Annotated in this window: 17 protein-coding genes and 1 tRNA gene; 9 read left to right on the forward strand and 9 right to left on the reverse strand. The window is 66.5% G+C overall.

From position 1 onward, the window contains the following. Window positions 1-285 precede the first annotated feature (285 nt). The 4 genes from AC1DYU_RS24655 (at window position 286) to AC1DYU_RS24670 (ending at window position 3,427) form a co-directional block, all read left to right on the forward strand. Window positions 286-1,056: a hypothetical protein gene (locus AC1DYU_RS24655; RefSeq protein ID WP_476793927.1), complete on the forward strand. Its 771-nt coding sequence runs from the start codon at window positions 286-288 to the stop codon at window positions 1,054-1,056. After that, a complete protein-coding gene (locus AC1DYU_RS24660; protein ID WP_158485164.1) occupies window positions 1,040-1,495 on the forward strand; it encodes a hypothetical protein in 456 nt (151 codons plus the stop codon). The genes AC1DYU_RS24655 and AC1DYU_RS24660 overlap by 17 nt, the downstream gene beginning before the upstream one ends. 35 nt (window positions 1,496-1,530) lie before the next feature. After that, window positions 1,531-1,977, forward strand: coding sequence for a hypothetical protein (locus tag AC1DYU_RS24665; protein ID WP_476793928.1), 447 nt, complete (start codon window positions 1,531-1,533; stop codon window positions 1,975-1,977). Window positions 1,978-2,236: 259 nt separating this feature from the next. Beyond that, window positions 2,237-3,427, forward strand: a complete 1,191-nt coding sequence (locus AC1DYU_RS24670; RefSeq protein ID WP_476793929.1) for a hypothetical protein — start codon at window positions 2,237-2,239, stop codon at window positions 3,425-3,427. Window positions 3,428-3,629: 202 nt separating this feature from the next. On the opposite strand, the gene pgm is transcribed toward AC1DYU_RS24670, so the two are convergent. Further along, complete coding sequence (gene pgm / locus AC1DYU_RS24675; protein ID WP_476793930.1) at window positions 3,630-5,279, reverse strand: phosphoglucomutase (alpha-D-glucose-1,6-bisphosphate-dependent); 1,650 nt, start codon at window positions 5,277-5,279, stop codon at window positions 3,630-3,632. A gap of 150 nt (window positions 5,280-5,429) precedes the next feature. After that, a complete protein-coding gene (locus tag AC1DYU_RS24680) occupies window positions 5,430-6,665 on the reverse strand; it encodes an allantoate amidohydrolase (RefSeq protein WP_476793931.1) in 1,236 nt (411 codons plus the stop codon). 257 nt (window positions 6,666-6,922) lie between these two features. Between AC1DYU_RS24680 and AC1DYU_RS24685 the strand changes: the two genes are divergently transcribed. The 3 genes from AC1DYU_RS24685 (at window position 6,923) to AC1DYU_RS24695 (ending at window position 8,215) form a co-directional block, all read left to right on the forward strand. Further along, window positions 6,923-7,327, forward strand: a complete 405-nt coding sequence (locus tag AC1DYU_RS24685) for a baeRF12 domain-containing protein (protein WP_158485169.1) — start codon at window positions 6,923-6,925, stop codon at window positions 7,325-7,327. A 103-nt stretch (window positions 7,328-7,430) separates the two neighbouring features. Continuing rightward, a complete protein-coding gene (locus AC1DYU_RS24690; protein ID WP_158485170.1) occupies window positions 7,431-7,808 on the forward strand; it encodes a c-type cytochrome in 378 nt (125 codons plus the stop codon). 41 nt (window positions 7,809-7,849) lie between these two features. Next, a complete protein-coding gene (locus AC1DYU_RS24695) occupies window positions 7,850-8,215 on the forward strand; it encodes a c-type cytochrome (RefSeq protein ID WP_476793932.1) in 366 nt (121 codons plus the stop codon). Window positions 8,216-8,241: 26 nt separating this feature from the next. Here the strand turns inward: AC1DYU_RS24695 and AC1DYU_RS24700 are convergent, their stop codons facing one another. Beyond that, window positions 8,242-8,799, reverse strand: coding sequence for a hypothetical protein (locus AC1DYU_RS24700; protein WP_158485172.1), 558 nt, complete (start codon window positions 8,797-8,799; stop codon window positions 8,242-8,244). Between the two features lie 220 nt (window positions 8,800-9,019). Here AC1DYU_RS24700 and AC1DYU_RS24705 point away from each other — a divergent pair. Next, a tRNA-Arg gene (locus AC1DYU_RS24705) sits at window positions 9,020-9,096 on the forward strand. A gap of 363 nt (window positions 9,097-9,459) precedes the next feature. Here the strand turns inward: AC1DYU_RS24705 and AC1DYU_RS24710 are convergent. From AC1DYU_RS24710 to AC1DYU_RS24735, 6 genes are all read right to left on the reverse strand, one after another. Further along, window positions 9,460-10,317 carry an isocitrate lyase/PEP mutase family protein gene (locus AC1DYU_RS24710; protein WP_476793933.1) on the reverse strand — a complete coding sequence of 286 codons (858 nt, stop codon included), beginning with the start codon at window positions 10,315-10,317 and terminating at the stop codon, window positions 9,460-9,462. 17 nt (window positions 10,318-10,334) lie between these two features. Continuing rightward, a complete protein-coding gene (locus AC1DYU_RS24715) occupies window positions 10,335-11,030 on the reverse strand; it encodes a GntR family transcriptional regulator (RefSeq protein ID WP_476793934.1) in 696 nt (231 codons plus the stop codon). Then, window positions 11,030-12,541, reverse strand: coding sequence for a tripartite tricarboxylate transporter permease (locus AC1DYU_RS24720; protein WP_476793935.1), 1,512 nt, complete (start codon window positions 12,539-12,541; stop codon window positions 11,030-11,032). Before AC1DYU_RS24720 ends, AC1DYU_RS24715 begins: the two co-directional genes overlap by 1 nt. Window positions 12,542-12,551: 10 nt before the next feature. Next, window positions 12,552-13,025 carry a tripartite tricarboxylate transporter TctB family protein gene (locus tag AC1DYU_RS24725; protein ID WP_476793936.1) on the reverse strand — a complete coding sequence of 158 codons (474 nt, stop codon included), beginning with the start codon at window positions 13,023-13,025 and terminating at the stop codon, window positions 12,552-12,554. 101 nt (window positions 13,026-13,126) lie between these two features. Further along, window positions 13,127-14,116: a tripartite tricarboxylate transporter substrate binding protein gene (locus AC1DYU_RS24730; RefSeq protein ID WP_476793937.1), complete on the reverse strand. Its 990-nt coding sequence runs from the start codon at window positions 14,114-14,116 to the stop codon at window positions 13,127-13,129. Window positions 14,117-14,179: 63 nt separating this feature from the next. After that, window positions 14,180-15,586, reverse strand: a complete 1,407-nt coding sequence (locus tag AC1DYU_RS24735) for an FAD-binding oxidoreductase (RefSeq protein WP_476793938.1) — start codon at window positions 15,584-15,586, stop codon at window positions 14,180-14,182. Between the two features lie 774 nt (window positions 15,587-16,360). Between AC1DYU_RS24735 and AC1DYU_RS24740 the strand changes: the two genes are divergently transcribed. Beyond that, window positions 16,361-16,810 (forward strand): ribosomal maturation YjgA family protein, encoded by a 450-nt coding sequence (locus tag AC1DYU_RS24740; protein WP_476793939.1) that lies wholly within the window; start codon window positions 16,361-16,363, stop codon window positions 16,808-16,810. Window positions 16,811-16,909 lie beyond the last annotated feature (99 nt).

Consider the following 16,909-nt stretch of genomic DNA (forward strand, 5'->3'; position numbering starts at 1 on the left):
GCGACGATCTCATGACTCGGCTGGAACGATGTCCTCCGCAAGATGTGGGCGTGCATGGGGGGATGTCTGAGGGGGCGGCTTGACGCCGCCATCCCCAGAAAAAGCGGCCGGCGAGGCGCCGTAACGACAACAGCGCGAAATCCAGATTGATACGATTCCTTAAGAGTAGATAAGATGAGTGATTGATTCGTGTTGGCGTTCCCAAAGCTCCACAGGCGCTATCTTCGAGGCCATCACTTGAACGCCCTTCCGGTTGCCTGCCCCAATGACTGGCTGGGAGCGTCCTTGCAACAAGAGGGACGGCCCGGCGGGTCGGCGGCGTTTGGCGCTGCGCCCCCGGAAGCGGGCGAATTTGCGGCTGACCCCGGCGCTATCCATAGGCTTTCGCTGGCACAGGACGGCTTCCTCGCCTTGCGGCTCGAAGCCGCGCTCGGCCGCTTGGCCGCGACCGAAACCCTGCTCGCGGCGGAGCGGCTGCACGGGCGCGAGGCGCAGGCCACGCTCAGCCTGAGCGAGCGGGCTCTCCAACAGCAGCGCGAGGCGACGGCCTCCTCCGACCAGCGCCATCGGGCGGTCGCCACCGAGGTCGAGCGGCTGAAGCAGAGCCTGCACGAGGCGACCCTCGACAAGATCAGGCAGGACCATCAGATCGCCGGGCTGACGGCGGCGCTGGCCAGCAGGACCGCCGAGATCGAACGCCTCAGAGATGCGAGCGCTGCCGTCGAGGCCGATCTGCGGGCGGTCAGGGCCAGGCAGAACTCGGCGACGGATGTGCTGCACCGGGAGTGCCAGCGCCTCGAAGAGGCCGTGCAGAGCGAGCGCCGTGACAAGGCTCTCCTGCAACGCGCACTCGATCTCGCACGGGTCAACCGGCGCGCGCTGCAGGAGCATATCGAGCAGCACATGCTCCAGCAGCACATGCGGCCATCGGCCGAGCTCGCTGCGACTCCCTCGGCTCCAACCATCCCGCCAGCCTCTCAATCCCTCGGACAAGCCTCGGCCGATACGGCGATCTTGCTCAGCTCGAACGGAGAACGTCATGCAGCCTGCAATTAGCGATCTCGCGACCATCACGACCCTGCCGCGCCAGAGCGCATCGACCTCGGAGCAGTTTCTGAACGCCTCGGACAAGATCGCGGCGTTTCCCTCGGCCTCCCTCGCTGCCGCGCCCGGCCCCGCCGCGACGGCAGGCCCGCAGCGCGACTGGCCGTCCGCGCTGGCGCTGATCGAGGAAACCAGCGAAGCCATCCGGATCAGCGACCTTCGCTACGCCCAGCTCGAAGAGCGCCTGCAGCAGACGATCGCGCAGGCCGCCGTCAACATGCGCGAATTGGAAGCCCAGGTCGCGACCGCCAATGAATTGCTCTGGCGCTCCGAGGAGCGGGCCCGCCAGGCCGAGGCTCGCGCCGTCGAGGCCGAAGCCTGGCTCGCCCGCCTCCACGACGCCGTCACCACCTCGTTCTCGCCGGCCAATCGCCCGCAGTCGCGCGGCTGACCGTGACACAGGAGATGCCCAGCCTGAGCCGCGCCATGCTTCGGTCTCCGGGCCGGAACGGCGCGCCGGACAGGAGTGGGACGACACCCGCACCGGCGCCAAAGCGCCCGTTCGCGGGCCGCGCGGCCAATCGGCCGAACCCGCAGGAGACGCTGGCCCTGGTCGAGGGGGCCGGCGAAGCCTACGAGACGCTGCAACTGCAATTGCTCGGCGTCCTGCAGAAGGCCAAGAGCTCGCTTCAGGAGGCGCAGCGGGAGCGCGCCCAGCTTCAGGTCGAGGTCGAGGCGCTCGAAAAGGAAAAGGATGGCTGGAGCCAGCGCGCCCGCAAGGCCGAGGCCACCCTCGCACAGGCCAACCAGGTGCTGCAGACGCAGCAGGGCATTCTCGAAAAGGCCATCCTGCGCGAGCGCGAAGCCGTGCAGCGCGCCTATATGCTCGAACTGAAGCTGCGCCAGGCTGGAGCTCCGCAGCGGCCGGCCTGACGCGCTGGCGATGACGGCGGCGCCCTGTCTTGCCGCTGTGATCGAAGCCCCGAGTCCGAAACGTCGAAAGAAGTTGTTTGCAACTCGTCAAAGCCGAGGCCGGGACATTGCCTTGAGGGGCGCTGCACCGTCTGCTGGCCTATCGCCTTCGGTTGAGTCCGAGCGCCTCGGGGACCGGGCGGCCTGAAGGCGGCGCGTACCGCGTCAATGGGGCAAGGTTGAGGTGGCGTCGATGTTTGGAGCAGGTCTGAGACGGCTCATGGGCAAACCAGACGCGCCCGCGAGCGCGCGAGGCGCGTTCCCGAGCGGACGCGACGAGGACCGCGATATGCGGATGCCGCGGGCGCTGGATGTGTCCGACCTCGCTCCGCCTGCGCTGTCCCCGTCCGACTTAGCCCCGCTCGACTTTGCGATGCCCGCCAACGAGCCGGGCGAGCCTCCTGCCGCGGCCCAGACCGCGTTCGTCAAACCGAGCTCGTCGCATGAGGTCGGCGAGCTCATGGCCGCGATCAGCGACCAGTCCAACGATCTCCAGACCGAATTCGCGAAGATCTCGAACTGGTCGGTCCAGCTCGATCTGCTGATGACGCGCACCGCGACGATGCAGCAGATCCTGCCCAAGTTCATCACGAACTCCCAGGACCAGGCCGCGCAGATCGAGGAGCTCAGCGCCTCCTGCAACCGGCAAGACCGCGAGATCGCGGGCCTGCAGAGCGAACTCGGCCACTACCGCCCGCTGGCCCTGCGCTACGAGGAGGAATTGCACCGCACCCGCGCCGCCCTCGACCAGGCGCAGGGCTCGCTGGCGACGCTCGAGGCCGAGCATGGCAAGCTGCAGGGCGAGGCGAACGGCCTGCTGCAGAAGCTGTCCACCACTGATTCGCGCGTCCAGCGCCTCTCCGAAGAGCGCCAGGTCGTCGAGCAGAAGCTGCTCGAACAATCCGCGACGGTGCAGAGGCTGTCGCGCGAGGTCGCGATCCTGCGCTCCGACCTCGTCGCCGCCAGCGGCGAGAACCAGCGCCTGCAACGCGACATCGCCGCGCTGGCCGAGAAGATGAGCGGCGAGCGCGAGGCTGCCAACGAGGCGGCGACCCAGGCCCAGGCGCGCATCGTGGCCGCGCTCCAGACGATCAAGGAAATGGAAGCGCAGGCGACCGCCGCGGCCGAGCGCGAACGCAGGCTGATCGACGAGCTGTCCCTGCGCGACAGGCGCGTCTACGATCTCGACATCAAGCTCTCGGCCCTGCAATCCAGGGGCGATTTCCTGATCGGCGTCAACCAGCAGCTCCGAGACGACCTGCGGCACCATATCGACCATGTCGGAACGCTGGAGCATTCGAACCGCCAGCTGATCGACGCCATGGCGCGCAAGCGCCAGGCGACGGAGGCCGCCTCGCCCGACGCCTATGACGCCCCGCCGAAGCGCAAGGCCGTCGGCGAGAAGGACTGAGGTTTGGGGCGGACGGGCGTGCCGCCGGCAGCCCTGATCATGCCGCTTGAGTTCGGAAACATGCCGTCATCTTGGGCGACCACAGGTAGTCCCGGGGATCCATCATAGAGCGCGACATCACCCTTGGATGGATCCCGGAGCTACGCGGCTTCGCCGCTTGTCCAGGATGACGCGGTGTTTCCGAGCCAAATAGGCGTGGCTCTCACGCCGCTGCGAACGCCGCGTTGATGATCGCCTGCGCCTCGTCCTGGATCCGGCGCAGATGGGCCTCGCTGCGGAAGCTCTCGGCGTAGATCTTGTAGACCTCCTCCGTGCCCGAGGGACGGGCGCAGAACCAGCCCTCGGCCGTGACGATCTTGACGCCGCCGATCGCGGCGCCATTGCCGGGCGCCTCGTTGAGGACGGCCGTGATGGTCTCGCCGGCGAGCGTGTCCGTCCTGATCTGCTGGCGCGACAATGTCTTGAGCACGGCCTTCTGCTCGCGCGTGGCCGGCGCATCGACGCGGGCATAAAGCGGCTCGCCGAGCTCCCTGGTCAGTTCGACATAGCGCTCGCCGGGGTCCGAGCCGGTAACGGCGGTGATCTCGGCGGCGAGCAGGCCGAGGATCAGGCCGTCCTTGTCGGTGGTCCAGCTCGTGCCGTCCTGGCGCAGGAAGGAGGCGCCGGCGCTCTCCTCGCCGCCGAAGCCGAAGCTGCCATCCGACAAGCCATCGACGAACCATTTGAAGCCGACGGGAACCTCGACCAGCCGGCGCCCGAGTTTGCCCGCGACGCGGTCGATCATGGCGCTGCTGACGATGGTCTTGCCGATGGCGGCATCGCCGCGCCAGCCCGGCCTGTTCGTGAAGAGATAGGCGATCGCCACCGCGAGATAATGGTTGGGGTTCATCAGCCCGCCGCTACGGGCGACGATGCCGTGCCGGTCGGCATCGGTGTCATTGGCGAAGGCGACGTCGAAGCGGTCCTTCATGGCGATCAGATGCGTCATCGCATAGGGCGAGGAGCAGTCCATCCGGATCTTGCCGTCCCAGTCGGCCGGCATGAAGGCGAAGGTCGGGTCGAGCGTTTTGTCGACGACGGTCGCGTTGAGGCCGTAGCGCTCAATGATCGGCGCATAATAGTCGAGGCCGGCGCCGCCGAGCGGGTCGATGCCGATGCTGACGCCTGAGGAGCGGATCACCGCCATGTCGACGATCGCCGCGAGGTCCTCGACGTAAGGAGCGATGTAGTTGTGCCTGCGGACGAATTCCGAGGCGAGCGCCTTCTGGTAGGCCATGCGCTGGATGCCGGCGAGACCGGCGGTCATCAGTTCGTTGGCCTTGCGCTCGATCCAGCCGGTGGCGTCGGTGTCGGCCGGGCCGCCATGGGGCGGGTTGTATTTGAAGCCGCCATCGGCTGGCGGATTATGCGAGGGCGAGATCACGACGCCGTCGGCGAGGCCCGCTCGGCGGCCGCGATTATAGCCGATGATGGCGTGCGAGATCACCGGCGTCGGCGTGAAGCGCAAATGCTCGTCGATCATGGTGACGACGCCATTGGCGGCGAAGACCTCGAGCGATGTCTCGAAGGCCGGGCGCGACAGCGCATGGGTGTCGATGCCGAGGAAAAGCGGGCCGTCGATGCCGTTGCCCTTGCGGTACAGGCAGATCGCCTGGGCGATCGCGAGGATATGCGCCTCGTTGAAGGAGAGCAGCAGGGACGAGCCGCGATGGCCCGAGGTGCCGAAGGCGACGCGCTGGCTGGCCTGGCCGGGATCGGGGAGCTCGAAATAGGCCTGCGTCAGCCTGGCGACATCGACGAGGAGGCTGGGGTCGAGGGGCTTTCCGGCGAATGGGCTCACGGTGGACGTCATCTCGGTTCCTTGGCAGCAGGCGGTTCTACGACGCCCGGATGAAGCGTGTGTTCCCGCGTGTCGATCTTGGACGTATCGATCTTGGGCCAGATGGACGCGCCCGTCACGCAGATGCAAGCCCGTCCGGCCTACAAGCGGGTCCGGACTCGATCAGCCGGCGCGGTTGGCGCGGGCCAGCAGCGCGTGCAGCAGCACGTTGCTGCCGGCCTCTGCGTCGTCCTGCCGGCAATCCTCGAACTCGCTATGCGAGATGCCGTCCTTGCAGGGGATGAAGATCATCTGCGTCGGACACCAGGGCGCCATCCGGATCGCGTCATGCCCGGCCCGCGAGCGCAGACGCATGGTGCTGAAGCCCTGCTCGCTGGCGATGCCCTCGACGAGATCGGCAAGCGCCGGATCGAAATCGACCGCCGGCCGGTCCGGCGAGGCCTCGACCTCGATCGCGATGCCGGTGCGCTGCGCGATCGCAGCTGCGGCAGCGACGATCTCGCGGCGCATCGCGCCCATGCCGGCGCTATCGGGATGCGTGCCCGAATAGGTGAAGACGACGCGGTGGGGGATGTTGATGCGGTTGTTGGGCCAGAGCCGCAGCGACGCCACCCCCATCGATCCGACCGGGGCGTTGCGATGGCCGATCGCCTCGATCGCGGTGATCAACTCGGCCGCCGCCGCCAGCGGGTTGCGGCGCTGGCCCATCGGCGTCGCCTGGGCATGGGCGTTGTCACCGAGGCAGGTGACGTCGGCAAAGCAGTTGAATTCGCTGCCCTCGACAACGCCGATGGTGCGCCCGGCCTGCTGCAAACGGTCGCCCTGCTCGATATGGAGTTCGAAATAGCTGTCGACCGGGCGGCGCATCGGCGCATCGCCGAGTTGGCGAATCTGGGCCAGTGCCTGCGCGACGGAAACGCCGGCCGGGTCTTGCGAGGCATGGGCCGTGGCGAGATCAAGCTGACCGGTGAACACCGCCGACCCCATCAGGCCCGGCGCGAAGCGCGCGCCCTCCTCATTGGTCCAGTTCACCACCTCGACGGGATAGCGCGTCGCGATCCCGGCCCGGTCGAGCGTGCGCAGGCATTCCAGCCCCGCCAGCACGCCGAGCACGCCGTCGAACTTGCCGCCGGGCGACTGCGTGTCGATATGGCTGCCGACGAAGACTGGCGGCAGGCCGGCTTGCGTGCCCTCGCGCCGTCCGAAGATGTTTCCGATCGGATCGACGGAAACGGCGAGCCCCGCCTGCTCGAACCAGTAGCGCAGCAGGCTTCGGGCCGCCCCGTCTGCTTCCGTCAACGCCAGCCGATCGCAGCCGCCCGCCGGCAGCCCGCCGATCTGGGCCAGGATCATGGTGTCGGACCAGAGACGGTCGGGGTCGATCGCGAGGCGAGGCAATGGCGTTCTCCGGGTCGGCGCGCTCAATAGCGCCGCGACAGCCTGCTCCGGCGGATGCGGTTTCGGCAACGCCGAATTTGGCCGCGTCAGAAACCAATATCTCTTCGGCAGCGCCAGCCTTCGATCATCTTCCCTTCCAGCCAAACCGGTAAGGGCGCACAAGCCTTGATCGGGATCAATGCGGCGGCGGGCGCGTTGTCGATCAAAGAGATGCAGGTCGCCGGGCTCCCGGGTCGGACCCAGCCGAGGAAACCTCAATGCAACTCCCCCACGGTACCGTCATCGCTCTCGTCGATGGCAAGCAGTTCGCGCTTTTCCGCAACAGCGGCAACGAAGCCGACCCGGCGCTCGCAGCGATGCCGGCGCCCGATCTGGACGAGCACAACAGGGCCGGTGGCGCCGGACGGGATTCGAGCTCCGCCAATCCGACCGGGCATCAGATCGACGAAGATGCCCATGCCGCCGCCGTCACCGCCTGGCTCAATCACCAGGTCACCGGACAAAAGCTCGAGCACCTCGTGGTCATCGCCTCGCCCCGGACGCTGGGCGAGATGCGGCGCCATTACCACAAGCAGTTGGAGGCGGCGCTCGTCAGAGAGCTGTCCAAGAACCTGATCGGCAAGAGCGGACCGGAGCTCCTCGCTGCACTGCAGGAGCAATGACCGTGCGGCGGCCCCTTGGCGGGGCGCTGCCATCCGCGCGATCTCAGACTGGGGGCCAGCCATGGAAAGCACGACATCCCGTGCCAGCGGATCTGCCAGGACCATGCCGGGCGCGCTCACGCTCGCCGTCGTCGCCGCGATCGGCGGCAGCTTTGCGATGTCGCAGGCCAGCCGTGCAATGCCGGCCGACGCGCAGCGGCCCGACAATGCCGAGAGCGTCGCCATCGGCAAGCGCGTGGCGCAGCAGCATTGCGGCGGCTGCCATGCCATCGAGGCGAGCGGCGTCAGCCCGAACCCGAAAGCACCTCCGTTTCCGCTGATCGCCGAGCGCTATCCGGGCGGCAACCCGGCGCCCGTTCTGATCGACGGCACGGTGGTGCGCCATCCCGGCATGCCTGAATTCATCCTGATCGAGCACGAAACCGACGGGCTCGTGGCCTATATCCGGCGCGTTTCGCGCCTGTGGAAACCCGCGTCCTGACCCGAGCGGGGGGCTCTCCGCGACAAGAGGAGCACGGCGCTATGAAGGCGATCGACACCAGCCGGCCGCACCCCGATGGCCCGCGCCTGTTCCGATGGGGGCTCGGGGCGCTCTGTGCCGGCGTTGTCTGCGCGGGCGGCGTCCTGGCGCAAGGCGTCGGCGATGCCCGTGCCGGCCGGGAGGTCGCGACGTCGCTGTGCATCCAGTGCCACGAAATCGATGGCGCGGGCCGCGATCCCTCTCGGGTTCCGCCCGGTTTCGGCGCGGTCGCCGATATGGGGTCGCAGACCGCGCTTTCGCTGCGCGTCTTCCTGCAGACACCGCATGGCGCCATGCCCCGCTATCAGCTTACACCCACCGAGACCGACGACGTCATCGCCTATATCCAGAGCCTCAGAGCCCGCTGACGTCAGGAGCGGAATGGAGCTGGACCTCAGCGTCCGGCCGGCTGGACAGGCGAGACGCGGCCAGCGGCGGTCCCGCGTCCCAAGATCTCATCGACCTCATCGGGTTCGATCCGCCGTTGGTCGAACAGCCGTCGCGCGATGGCCGCATGGGCCAGACGCGCCGACGGCTGGTAAAGGATAACGGTGGCGGCCCTGGCGCAGCGCGCTCGCAGGAGCGCCTCATCGGGCGGCCGCAGCAGCGCGATATAGGGCGCCATCTGCTCAAGATCATCCGCATGCGAATGGAGTTCGCCGGGATACCATTTCGTCGCCTCGCCTTCGTTCCAGTAGATCATCTCGCCACAATGGCCGGCCGACAGGATCGTGATCTCGACCTCGGCGCGCCCGAGATCGCCCGGCCTGTCCTTCTGGAAGCCGCGCCGATAGGGCTCGAAGCAGGTCTCGCCGGAGAAGCCGTAAGGCGGCCGAAGCCAGGCATGGGTGATGTAGCGCTGGTGATGCCAGCCGACGACGATATGGCCGGCCTCGTGAAAGGCGCAGGCGGCGCGCCGGATATCGGCAGGAATGGCGCTGAGAATCGGCATGACGCTTTTCATGTCATTGCCGTCGCCGCTTGCGCAATGGCGACTGGCACCGATCGCCGCATGGAAACGACGGCTGGCCCAATGACAGGCCTGCCCCGCGCCGACGCGGTCCGAACGCGACCGTTCGAACGCGTGACCGTTGCCGTTCCGGGCCCTGACGCCGTCACGAAATCCCACATTGCCGAAGCAGGCGCGATCAGCTATTGCCCTTCCACGGTTTGCGCCCGTAGCTCAGCTGGATAGAGCGCTGCCCTCCGAAGGCAGAGGTCACACGTTCGAATCGTGTCGGGCGCGCCATTTAACACTTTGATTTGGTTGATCTTTCTGCGACGGAAGTTCAACTGTGGCGAGTAGGCTGGCTTTTGAATAGCCACCGGATAGCCACCGCTTGCTATTTCGGGCATCGACACACTGTGGACTGCTTCGCCCAAATGTCGGAAGCTGGCCCAATCCAGACATCTGGAACGTCCGGTTTCGAGCATCTCTGTTTCCGCAGCAAAGCGGTGCATGAGCGCCGCTAACAAGCACTAAACCGCCTGCGGCGCTCGCCACTTGGTGATGAAGTCGAATATCGATCTACCGGCAATAACTGCCGGAGCCGGACCTTCAGCTTGCCAAGGACGCCGTCACAGATGCACCTTGGCTTCGCGCAGAAAACGATCACCCGAAGTCGTGGTCGAGCCGCTGGAAATGCGCTAGATCGACCAATTCGCTGAATTCGGCATAGCTCATCGTTCTGCCGGCGGCCTCGCGCGGCGTGCCGTCGCGTTTGAGGATGCTGAGCGCGTCTCGCATCGCCTGCGCCGCCGCGAACAGGGCGGTTACCGCGTAGAGCGCCACTGAAAACCCCATGGCCTCGAGCTCTGTCGTGGTCAAGGCGACCGTCTCGTTGCCGTCAACGATGCTGACGACCTTCGGGCCGCTGACGCCGCGCGCGACGGCTTCCACTTCTGCGATCGTCTTGATGCCGTCGACGAAAACGAGATCGGCGCCGGCTTCGCCATAGAGATTGGCGCGCCTGATCGCCTCGTCGACGCCCTCCGCCGCGAGCGCGTCGGTCCGCCCGATCACCAGGATGCCGTCGGCCGGGCGCGCCGCCAGCGCGCAGCGCAGGCGCCGGACCGCCTCCTCGGCGGGGATTACCCTGACGCCCGCGAGCTGTCCGCAGCGCTTGGGCGAGACCTGATCCTCGAAATGGACCGCCGCCACGCCGGCCTGGGCATATTCCGCCATGGTCCGCTCGATGTTTGCAGGGCCGCCATAGCCGGTATCGGCGTCGGCGATGATCGGTATCGAGACGGCGCGCGCCATGTCGCGGGCATGAGTCGTCATCTCGGTCTGGGTAAGCAGGCCGATATCGGGGCGTCCGAGCCGGCTGGCCGTGGCGCCGAACCCGGTCATGTAGAGCGCCGGGAAGCCTGCTGCCTCGACGAGGCGCGCAGCGAGAGCGTCCGGTGCTCCAGGCGCCGCGACGATGCCGCTTTCGAGCAGCGCACGCAGCCTTTGAGATTGCGACATGGCGATGTGCTCCGGCTCTATGTCAGGGCGATGCGGCGCGGAGCCGGGGCAGGCGCCGACAGGATCTCTTCGTAAACCCGCCGCGTGCGCGCGATGTGCTCCGCGAGCAGGGTAAACAGCGTGTCGAGTTTCCCTTGCGCGAACAGTTCGGCCATCCGTCGGTGCTCGGCCAGCGAGGTGACGCGGCGCTCCTCGACATGGGCCGTGAGATGCGTGCGCAACGCCGAGACCTTGCGGGATGCGAGCCTGTAGCCCTCGCCCAGATAGGCGTTGCCGCAGTGGTCGAGGAAGGCCTGGTGGAACCGCGTATCGGCCTGTCCGTAGGCTACCGCGTCCGCCAGCAGGCTTCGTTCCATCTCCGCAATGGCGTCGTTCATCGCCGCCAGCGACTGGGCAGGCGCCAACTCATGCGAGAGCCGCAGCCCCTCGCGCTCCAGCACCAGGCGATAGTCGCACAGTGCTGCCGCGTCGTCGGCAGTCGGGCGAAAGACGAAGCTGCCGCGCTTGGGCAGGATAACGACCAGGCCGGCCCGCTGCAGCGCGGTCAGCGCGTCGCGCACCGGCGTGCGGCTGACCCCGAAGCTCTTCGCCAGCATCTCCTCCGAGATCGCCTCGCCCAGGCTGAATTCCCCGTCGACGATCGCCTGCTCCAGGCGCGCAGCGACCATTTCCGTGAGCGACCTCGGCGCCTCCAGCCGCATCCCCTCGCGCATCAGAGCGCTTCTCCGGCAGGGACCACCCGGCCGGGCCGGCGCCTGAAGCCCTGCCGCAGCAGCGGATAGAGCCAGACGACCACTGTCAGGACGCCAAGCACGCCTGCGACCGGGCGGCTGAAGAAGGCCAGCACCTCGCCATCCGCCTTGATCATCGACTTCACGAAGTTTTCTTCCAGCATGGGACCGAGCACGACGCCCAGAATCGCCGGGGCGACCGGGAAGCCGTTCTCCTCCAAGATATAGGCGGCGACGCCGGCAGCCAGCATGATCCCGACATCGAAGGGAGAATTGTTCATGCCGAACGTTCCGACGATGCAGGCCATCAGGATCAGTGGCAGCAGGATCTCCCGGCTCACGCCAAGCAGCTTCTTGGCGACCTTGATCGTGGCCCAGCCGAGGGGGATCATGATCAGGTTGGCAAAGATGAATAGGATGTAGATGGCATACATGTTCTGCGGGTTGGTGGTGAACAGCGACGGCCCCGGATTGAGGTTCTTCATGTAGAGCACGCCGATCACGATCGCCGTCAGCGTGTCGCCCGGAATTCCGAAGACGAGCGCGGGGATCCAGGCTCCGGCAAGCGCCGAGTTGTTGGCCGCGCCCGACTCGATGATGCCTTCGACATGGCCCGTGCCGAACTTCTCCGGCTCTTTCGACAGCTTCTTGGACAGCGCGTAGCTCATCCAGGAGGCGATGTCTGATCCGGCGCCCGGCAGCGCGCCGACGACGGTGCCCAGCACCGAGCCGCGCAGGATCTGCTTGGGATATTTCACCGTCAGCTGCCACATGCCCTTGAAGACGTTGTGGATCGGCTGGTCGATGATCACGGCCCTGGGCGACCGGTCGAGCGCGCTGCGGATGACCTCCGAGACCGCAAACATGCCGATCAGCATCGGCAGGAAGCCGATCCCGCCGAGAAGATCGGTGTTGCCGGCGGTGAAGCGCGGGAACGCGGCAGGATTGTTCATGCCCACCGAGGCGACCAAGAAGCCCAGGATCAGCATGATAGCGCCCTTCAGGGGCGCGTTCGACGAGATCACGATGGCGCAGGTGATCCCGAGCAGGATCAGCCAGAAGAATTCGAACGAGGTGAAGTTGAGCGCGAACTCGGCGAAGAGCGGCGCGGCGACGATCAGGACCGCGGTCCCAAAAAGCCCGCCGATCGCCGAGAAGACCAGCCCGGAGCCGAGCGCGGTGTCAGCCTCGCCCTTGCGGGACATCGCATAGGCTTCGTCGGTATAGGCCGCGGACGCCGCCGTGCCCGGCATGCGCAGCAGGCAGCCCGGAATGTCACCGGCGAAGATCGCCATCGCCGAGCAGGAGACCATCGCGGCCAGGGCCGGGATCGGATCCATGAAGAAGGTCATGGGCACAAGCAGCGCGAGCGCCATGGTCGCCGACAGGCCCGGCACGGCGCCCACGAACAGGCCGAACAGCGATGACGCCATGATGATCAGCAGCGTCTCGATGCTGAACACCATGGCGAAGCCTTGAGCGAGCGCGTCCATCTGCATCTCCTCAGAAAGCGAAATTCTTGAGCATGCCCCAGGGCAGCGGCACGCCCAGGCCCTTGTAGAAGATCGCCCAGAAGCAGAGCGTGGCCAGCAAGGCCGACAGGATCGATGTCTTCAGGCCGACGCCGAAGGCCAGATGCCAGACCAGCAGTGCGATAGGCGCCAGGACGAGGAAGCCGAGTGTGGTCGAGAACAAGGCATAGACGGCGCAGCCGATGACGACGCTCAGTCCGGCCACGACATGGCGCGGCGACTGGGTCCAGTCGCCGAGAACCACAAGCCGGCGGCCCGAGTGCCGTGCCGGGCGGCCCAGAGCAAGAGTAAGTCCGAAGACGACGAGAAGTGCCGCTGCCACACCAGGAAATAGCGCGGGACCGACATCCTGCCCCGCCATGCTCGGGTAGGCCGAGACGGTGGCGAGCACGGCGAGGCCGATGCAGGCGAAGAGCAGGCCCAGAAGCGTATCGTGGATTTTCATGGCGCCATTCCAGTTGCCAGCAGCCGCCGCACGCGGACGGGGACATCCCGGCGGCAAGCGGCCGGGATGTTAGGCTCGTTCGTTTCGAGTTCAGGCAGCGGCTATTTCTTGAGGTCGAGCTCGGCCAGCGTCGCGCCGAGGCCCTTGTCGCTGTCGGCCATGAAGGCGCGGAAGCCGTCGCCCGCGTTCCAGCCCGTGGCGTAGCCCTTGCTCTTCATGAATTCGAGGTACTGCGGCGTGGCGACCGCCTTGCCGATCTCGTCCTGCAACCGCGCGACGATCTCGGGCGGCGTGCCCTTGGGTGTGACTACGCCGCGCCAGGAGCCGATTGACCAGTCGAAGCCGCTCGCCTCCTTGAAGGTCGGGACGTCCTTCAGCGCCTCGTCGCGCTTGGGCGCGAAGATGGCGAGCGGGCGGATACGGCCGGCGGACATCAGCGCCGCCGCCTCCGGCAACGAGGCCGTGGCGATCTGGACGCCGTCGGCGGCAAGATCCTGCAGGCCTGGAGCCGCGCCCTCGCTGGGGACCCAGGCGACGCGCGAGACCGGAATGCCTGACGCCTTCAACATGCCAGCCAGCGCCAGATGGTTGACGCCGCCCTGGGCACTGCCCGAAGCCTTGAACCGGCGGTCGGGGGCCTTGGAGAGTGCCTCGAGCAGGTCCTTGACCGTCTTGTAAGGGGCGTCCGCCCGCACGAACAGCGCCGCTGGATCGGAATTGTAGAGGCCGATCGGCGCATAGGCCTCGTGCGTCAGCGGCGTCAGGCCCTGATGATGCATCGTGCCAATCTCGAGCGTCGCGATGCCGATCGTGTAGCCATCGGGGTCGGCTGAGGCGATCGCCTGATGACCGACTGCGCCCGAACCGCCGGTCCGGTTGACGACCGGCACGGGCTTGCCGAGCTGCTTTTCCAGGAGCGAGGCGATCATGCGCGCGGTCGCATCGGTTCCGCCGCCCGCGCCCCAGGGCACGATCATCGTGATCGGGCGCGACGGCCAGGTCTGGGCGACGGCCCCGGTCAGCGGCGCCGCGCAGGCTGCGAGCGCCAGGCCAGCGAGCATCGCCCTGCGCGTGGGCTTGGTCTTGAACATGGTATCCTCCCTCTGTCGATTATGAACGGCCCGTTTTCGGGCTTTCGGTGCGGCATTCGAAGATCACGCGTCGGGCAGCACCTTTCCGGGGTTGAGAATGCCGAGCGGATCGAGCGCCTGCTTGAGCGCGCGCATCACCGCCACGCCCGTCCCGTGCTCGAGCTCCATGAACTTGCGCTTGCCCACTCCCACGCCGTGCTCGCCTGTGGCGGTGCCGTCGAGCGCGATCGCGCGCTTGACCAGCCGGTCGTTGATCGCGGCCGCCTCGGCGAGCTCGTTGGGGTTCTGCGGATCGACGATCAGGCCGAGATGGAAATTGCCGTCTCCGACATGGCCGACGGTCGAGATGAAGAAGCTCGCCGCCATCACGTCGTCCTGCGTGATGCGGACGAGATCGGTGAGTTGGGACAGCGGCACGCAGACATCCGTACTCCAGACCTGCGCGCTCGGCCGCATGCTCTGCACGGCGTAGTGGACGTTGTGCCGGACATGCCAGAGCCGGTTCGCCTCCTCATGCCCGCTCGCCCATTGGAAATCGGCGCCGCCTGAGGCCGCGACGATGTCCTGGACCTGGCGCGCCTCCTCCTCCACGCCCTTCGGCGTGCCATGGAACTCGAAGAACAGGGTTGGCGCCTCGGCGAACGCCGCCTTGAAATGGCGGTTCACGGCCTGGATCGTTCGGGCATCGAGCAGTTCGGCGCGCGCGACCGGGATGCCGCACTGGATCGCCATGATGACCGCGTCGACGGCGGAAGCGATGTCGGGAAAAGTGCAGGTCGCGGCAGAGACCACCTCGGGAATGCCATAGAGGCGCAAGGTCAGTTCGGTGATGATGCCGAGCGTGCCCTCCGATCCGACGAGTAGACGGGTCAGATCGTAGCCGGCCGAGGATTTGCGCGCCCGCCCACCGGTGCGCACGATGGTGCCATCCGCCATCACCGCGGTCAGCGAGACGACGTTCTCGCGCATCGTGCCGTAGCGCACCGCGTTGGTGCCTGAGGCGCGCGTCGCCGCCATGCCGCCGAGCGTGCACTCGGCGCCGGGATCGACGGGGAAGAACAAGCCCTGGTCACGCAGATGCGCATTGAGCTGCTGGCGCGTGACGCCAGCCTCGACCGTCGCGTCAAGATCGCCGGCCCGCACCGCCACGATGCGGTTCATCCCTCCGAGGTCGATGCAGACGCCGCCATGAGGCGCCGTGACATGGCCTTCCAGCGAGGTGCCAGCGCCGAAGGGGATGACCGGCACGCGATGGGCCGCGCACAGCGTAACCACCGCAGCGACCTCGTCCGTTCCGGTGACGTGGCAGACGGCCTGGGGCGGTTGCGTAGGATGATAGGACTCGCCCCGTCCATGGGCATCGAGATCGGCCGGGCGTCGGGAGAACCGGCTGCCGAGCCGCGCGGCCAGCTCCGCGGCCAGCGTCTCGGGCAGCGGCGGTCTCGACGCGGAAGAAGGCTGCACGCTCATGAAAAGCTCCGGCGGGAACTGGCGCAATAGTGCCGGAAGGAAGCCGCGAGTCAAGTGATGTATGTAAGGTTCTGTATTGAAGTTTGGTTGTTTGTGTCGCTACGGCTAGCCGTTGGTCCCGGCTGCGTCGCCCGGTCCATTTCGTATTGCGTGCAACGTGGTGCTCAAAAATCGGCAGATCATGGCCGCTGCCCACGCGCGAAACGCTGACAGTATTTCTATTGCCGCGCGATATCGGAGGACGGTCGAGCTCATCGAGGCGCAAGATAGCCTCAGTCCGGCTGATGCCTCTCCAGACGAACCAAAGACGCCGATCCGTTGCCGCTCATCAGGCGCGACGCTTCCTGGCAACTGCAACATCAGCTTGCGGGCAATCATTTAGCGTCAGCTCTTAGGCATTGTCCCAAAGTCTGGAAGTGGCGCCTGGCTGCCTCGAGGCAGCCTGTTTCATGCAATCAAAGAGTCGGATCGTGGACTTTCCGGGTCAGTTGTCCGATGAATGGCATGACGACAACATCGAGCCCATTCGCAGATCGCCATGAACTCCCCCGCGATAGCCCCCGCGGGAAGTTGCCGAGCTTTAATACCTGCTTCCCGAGGATTTCGAGGACATGCTCGCGGTCCAGGCGAGCGCGGCGTCAGATCGCGATGGCAGCCTGAGCTTCTTGGTGCCCCAACCAGCGCGGCGAAGCGGCTAGGGCACGGGTATGACCTGTCGATGGTTCGCGCAGGGCCGGCGCTCAACGTGGCTTGATTACTCTTCTCGATCCGGCCATGACGCGGTCGTCGGACTATAATCTTTCGTGCCGTTTCGGGGCTCAAATTATGCTTGAGGCCGGCGCGAGATCGCGCTTTGTGACCTTGTCTCTCGTCGCGGTTGTCATCGCTTCAGGACTGCTATTGAGGCGGTATGGACCTGGGTTCGGATTGCCGTTCCTCCTGGTAAAGTACGGCGGATCGTTGCTCTGGGGCACGATGGTCTATCTGCTGTTGGCCGTCGTCGCCGTGCAGCGGCCGGGTTCTCAACTCGCATTATTGGCAGCGCTGATCGCTGTCGGCGTTGAGTTGTTTCGTCTCTTTCACACACCGTGGCTCGACGCATTCAGGTTGACGATGCCAGGTGCTCTGCTGCTGGGGCGTGTCTTCTCACTCTGGAACTTAATGGCTTACGGGCTCGGCATTCTCCTGGGTCGCATGCTTGATGGCGCTGCGAGACGACTCTAGCTATCGAGCGGGTGTTGGTCGCGCGACGTGTTGATGTGGCCGAACTCGTCCATAAACACGCTTTCTGCAGCTAGCCCGAAATTCCAATTGGGCGCCCGA

The sequence above is a fragment of the Allobosea sp. P2_B12 genome (genome assembly GCF_056404835.1).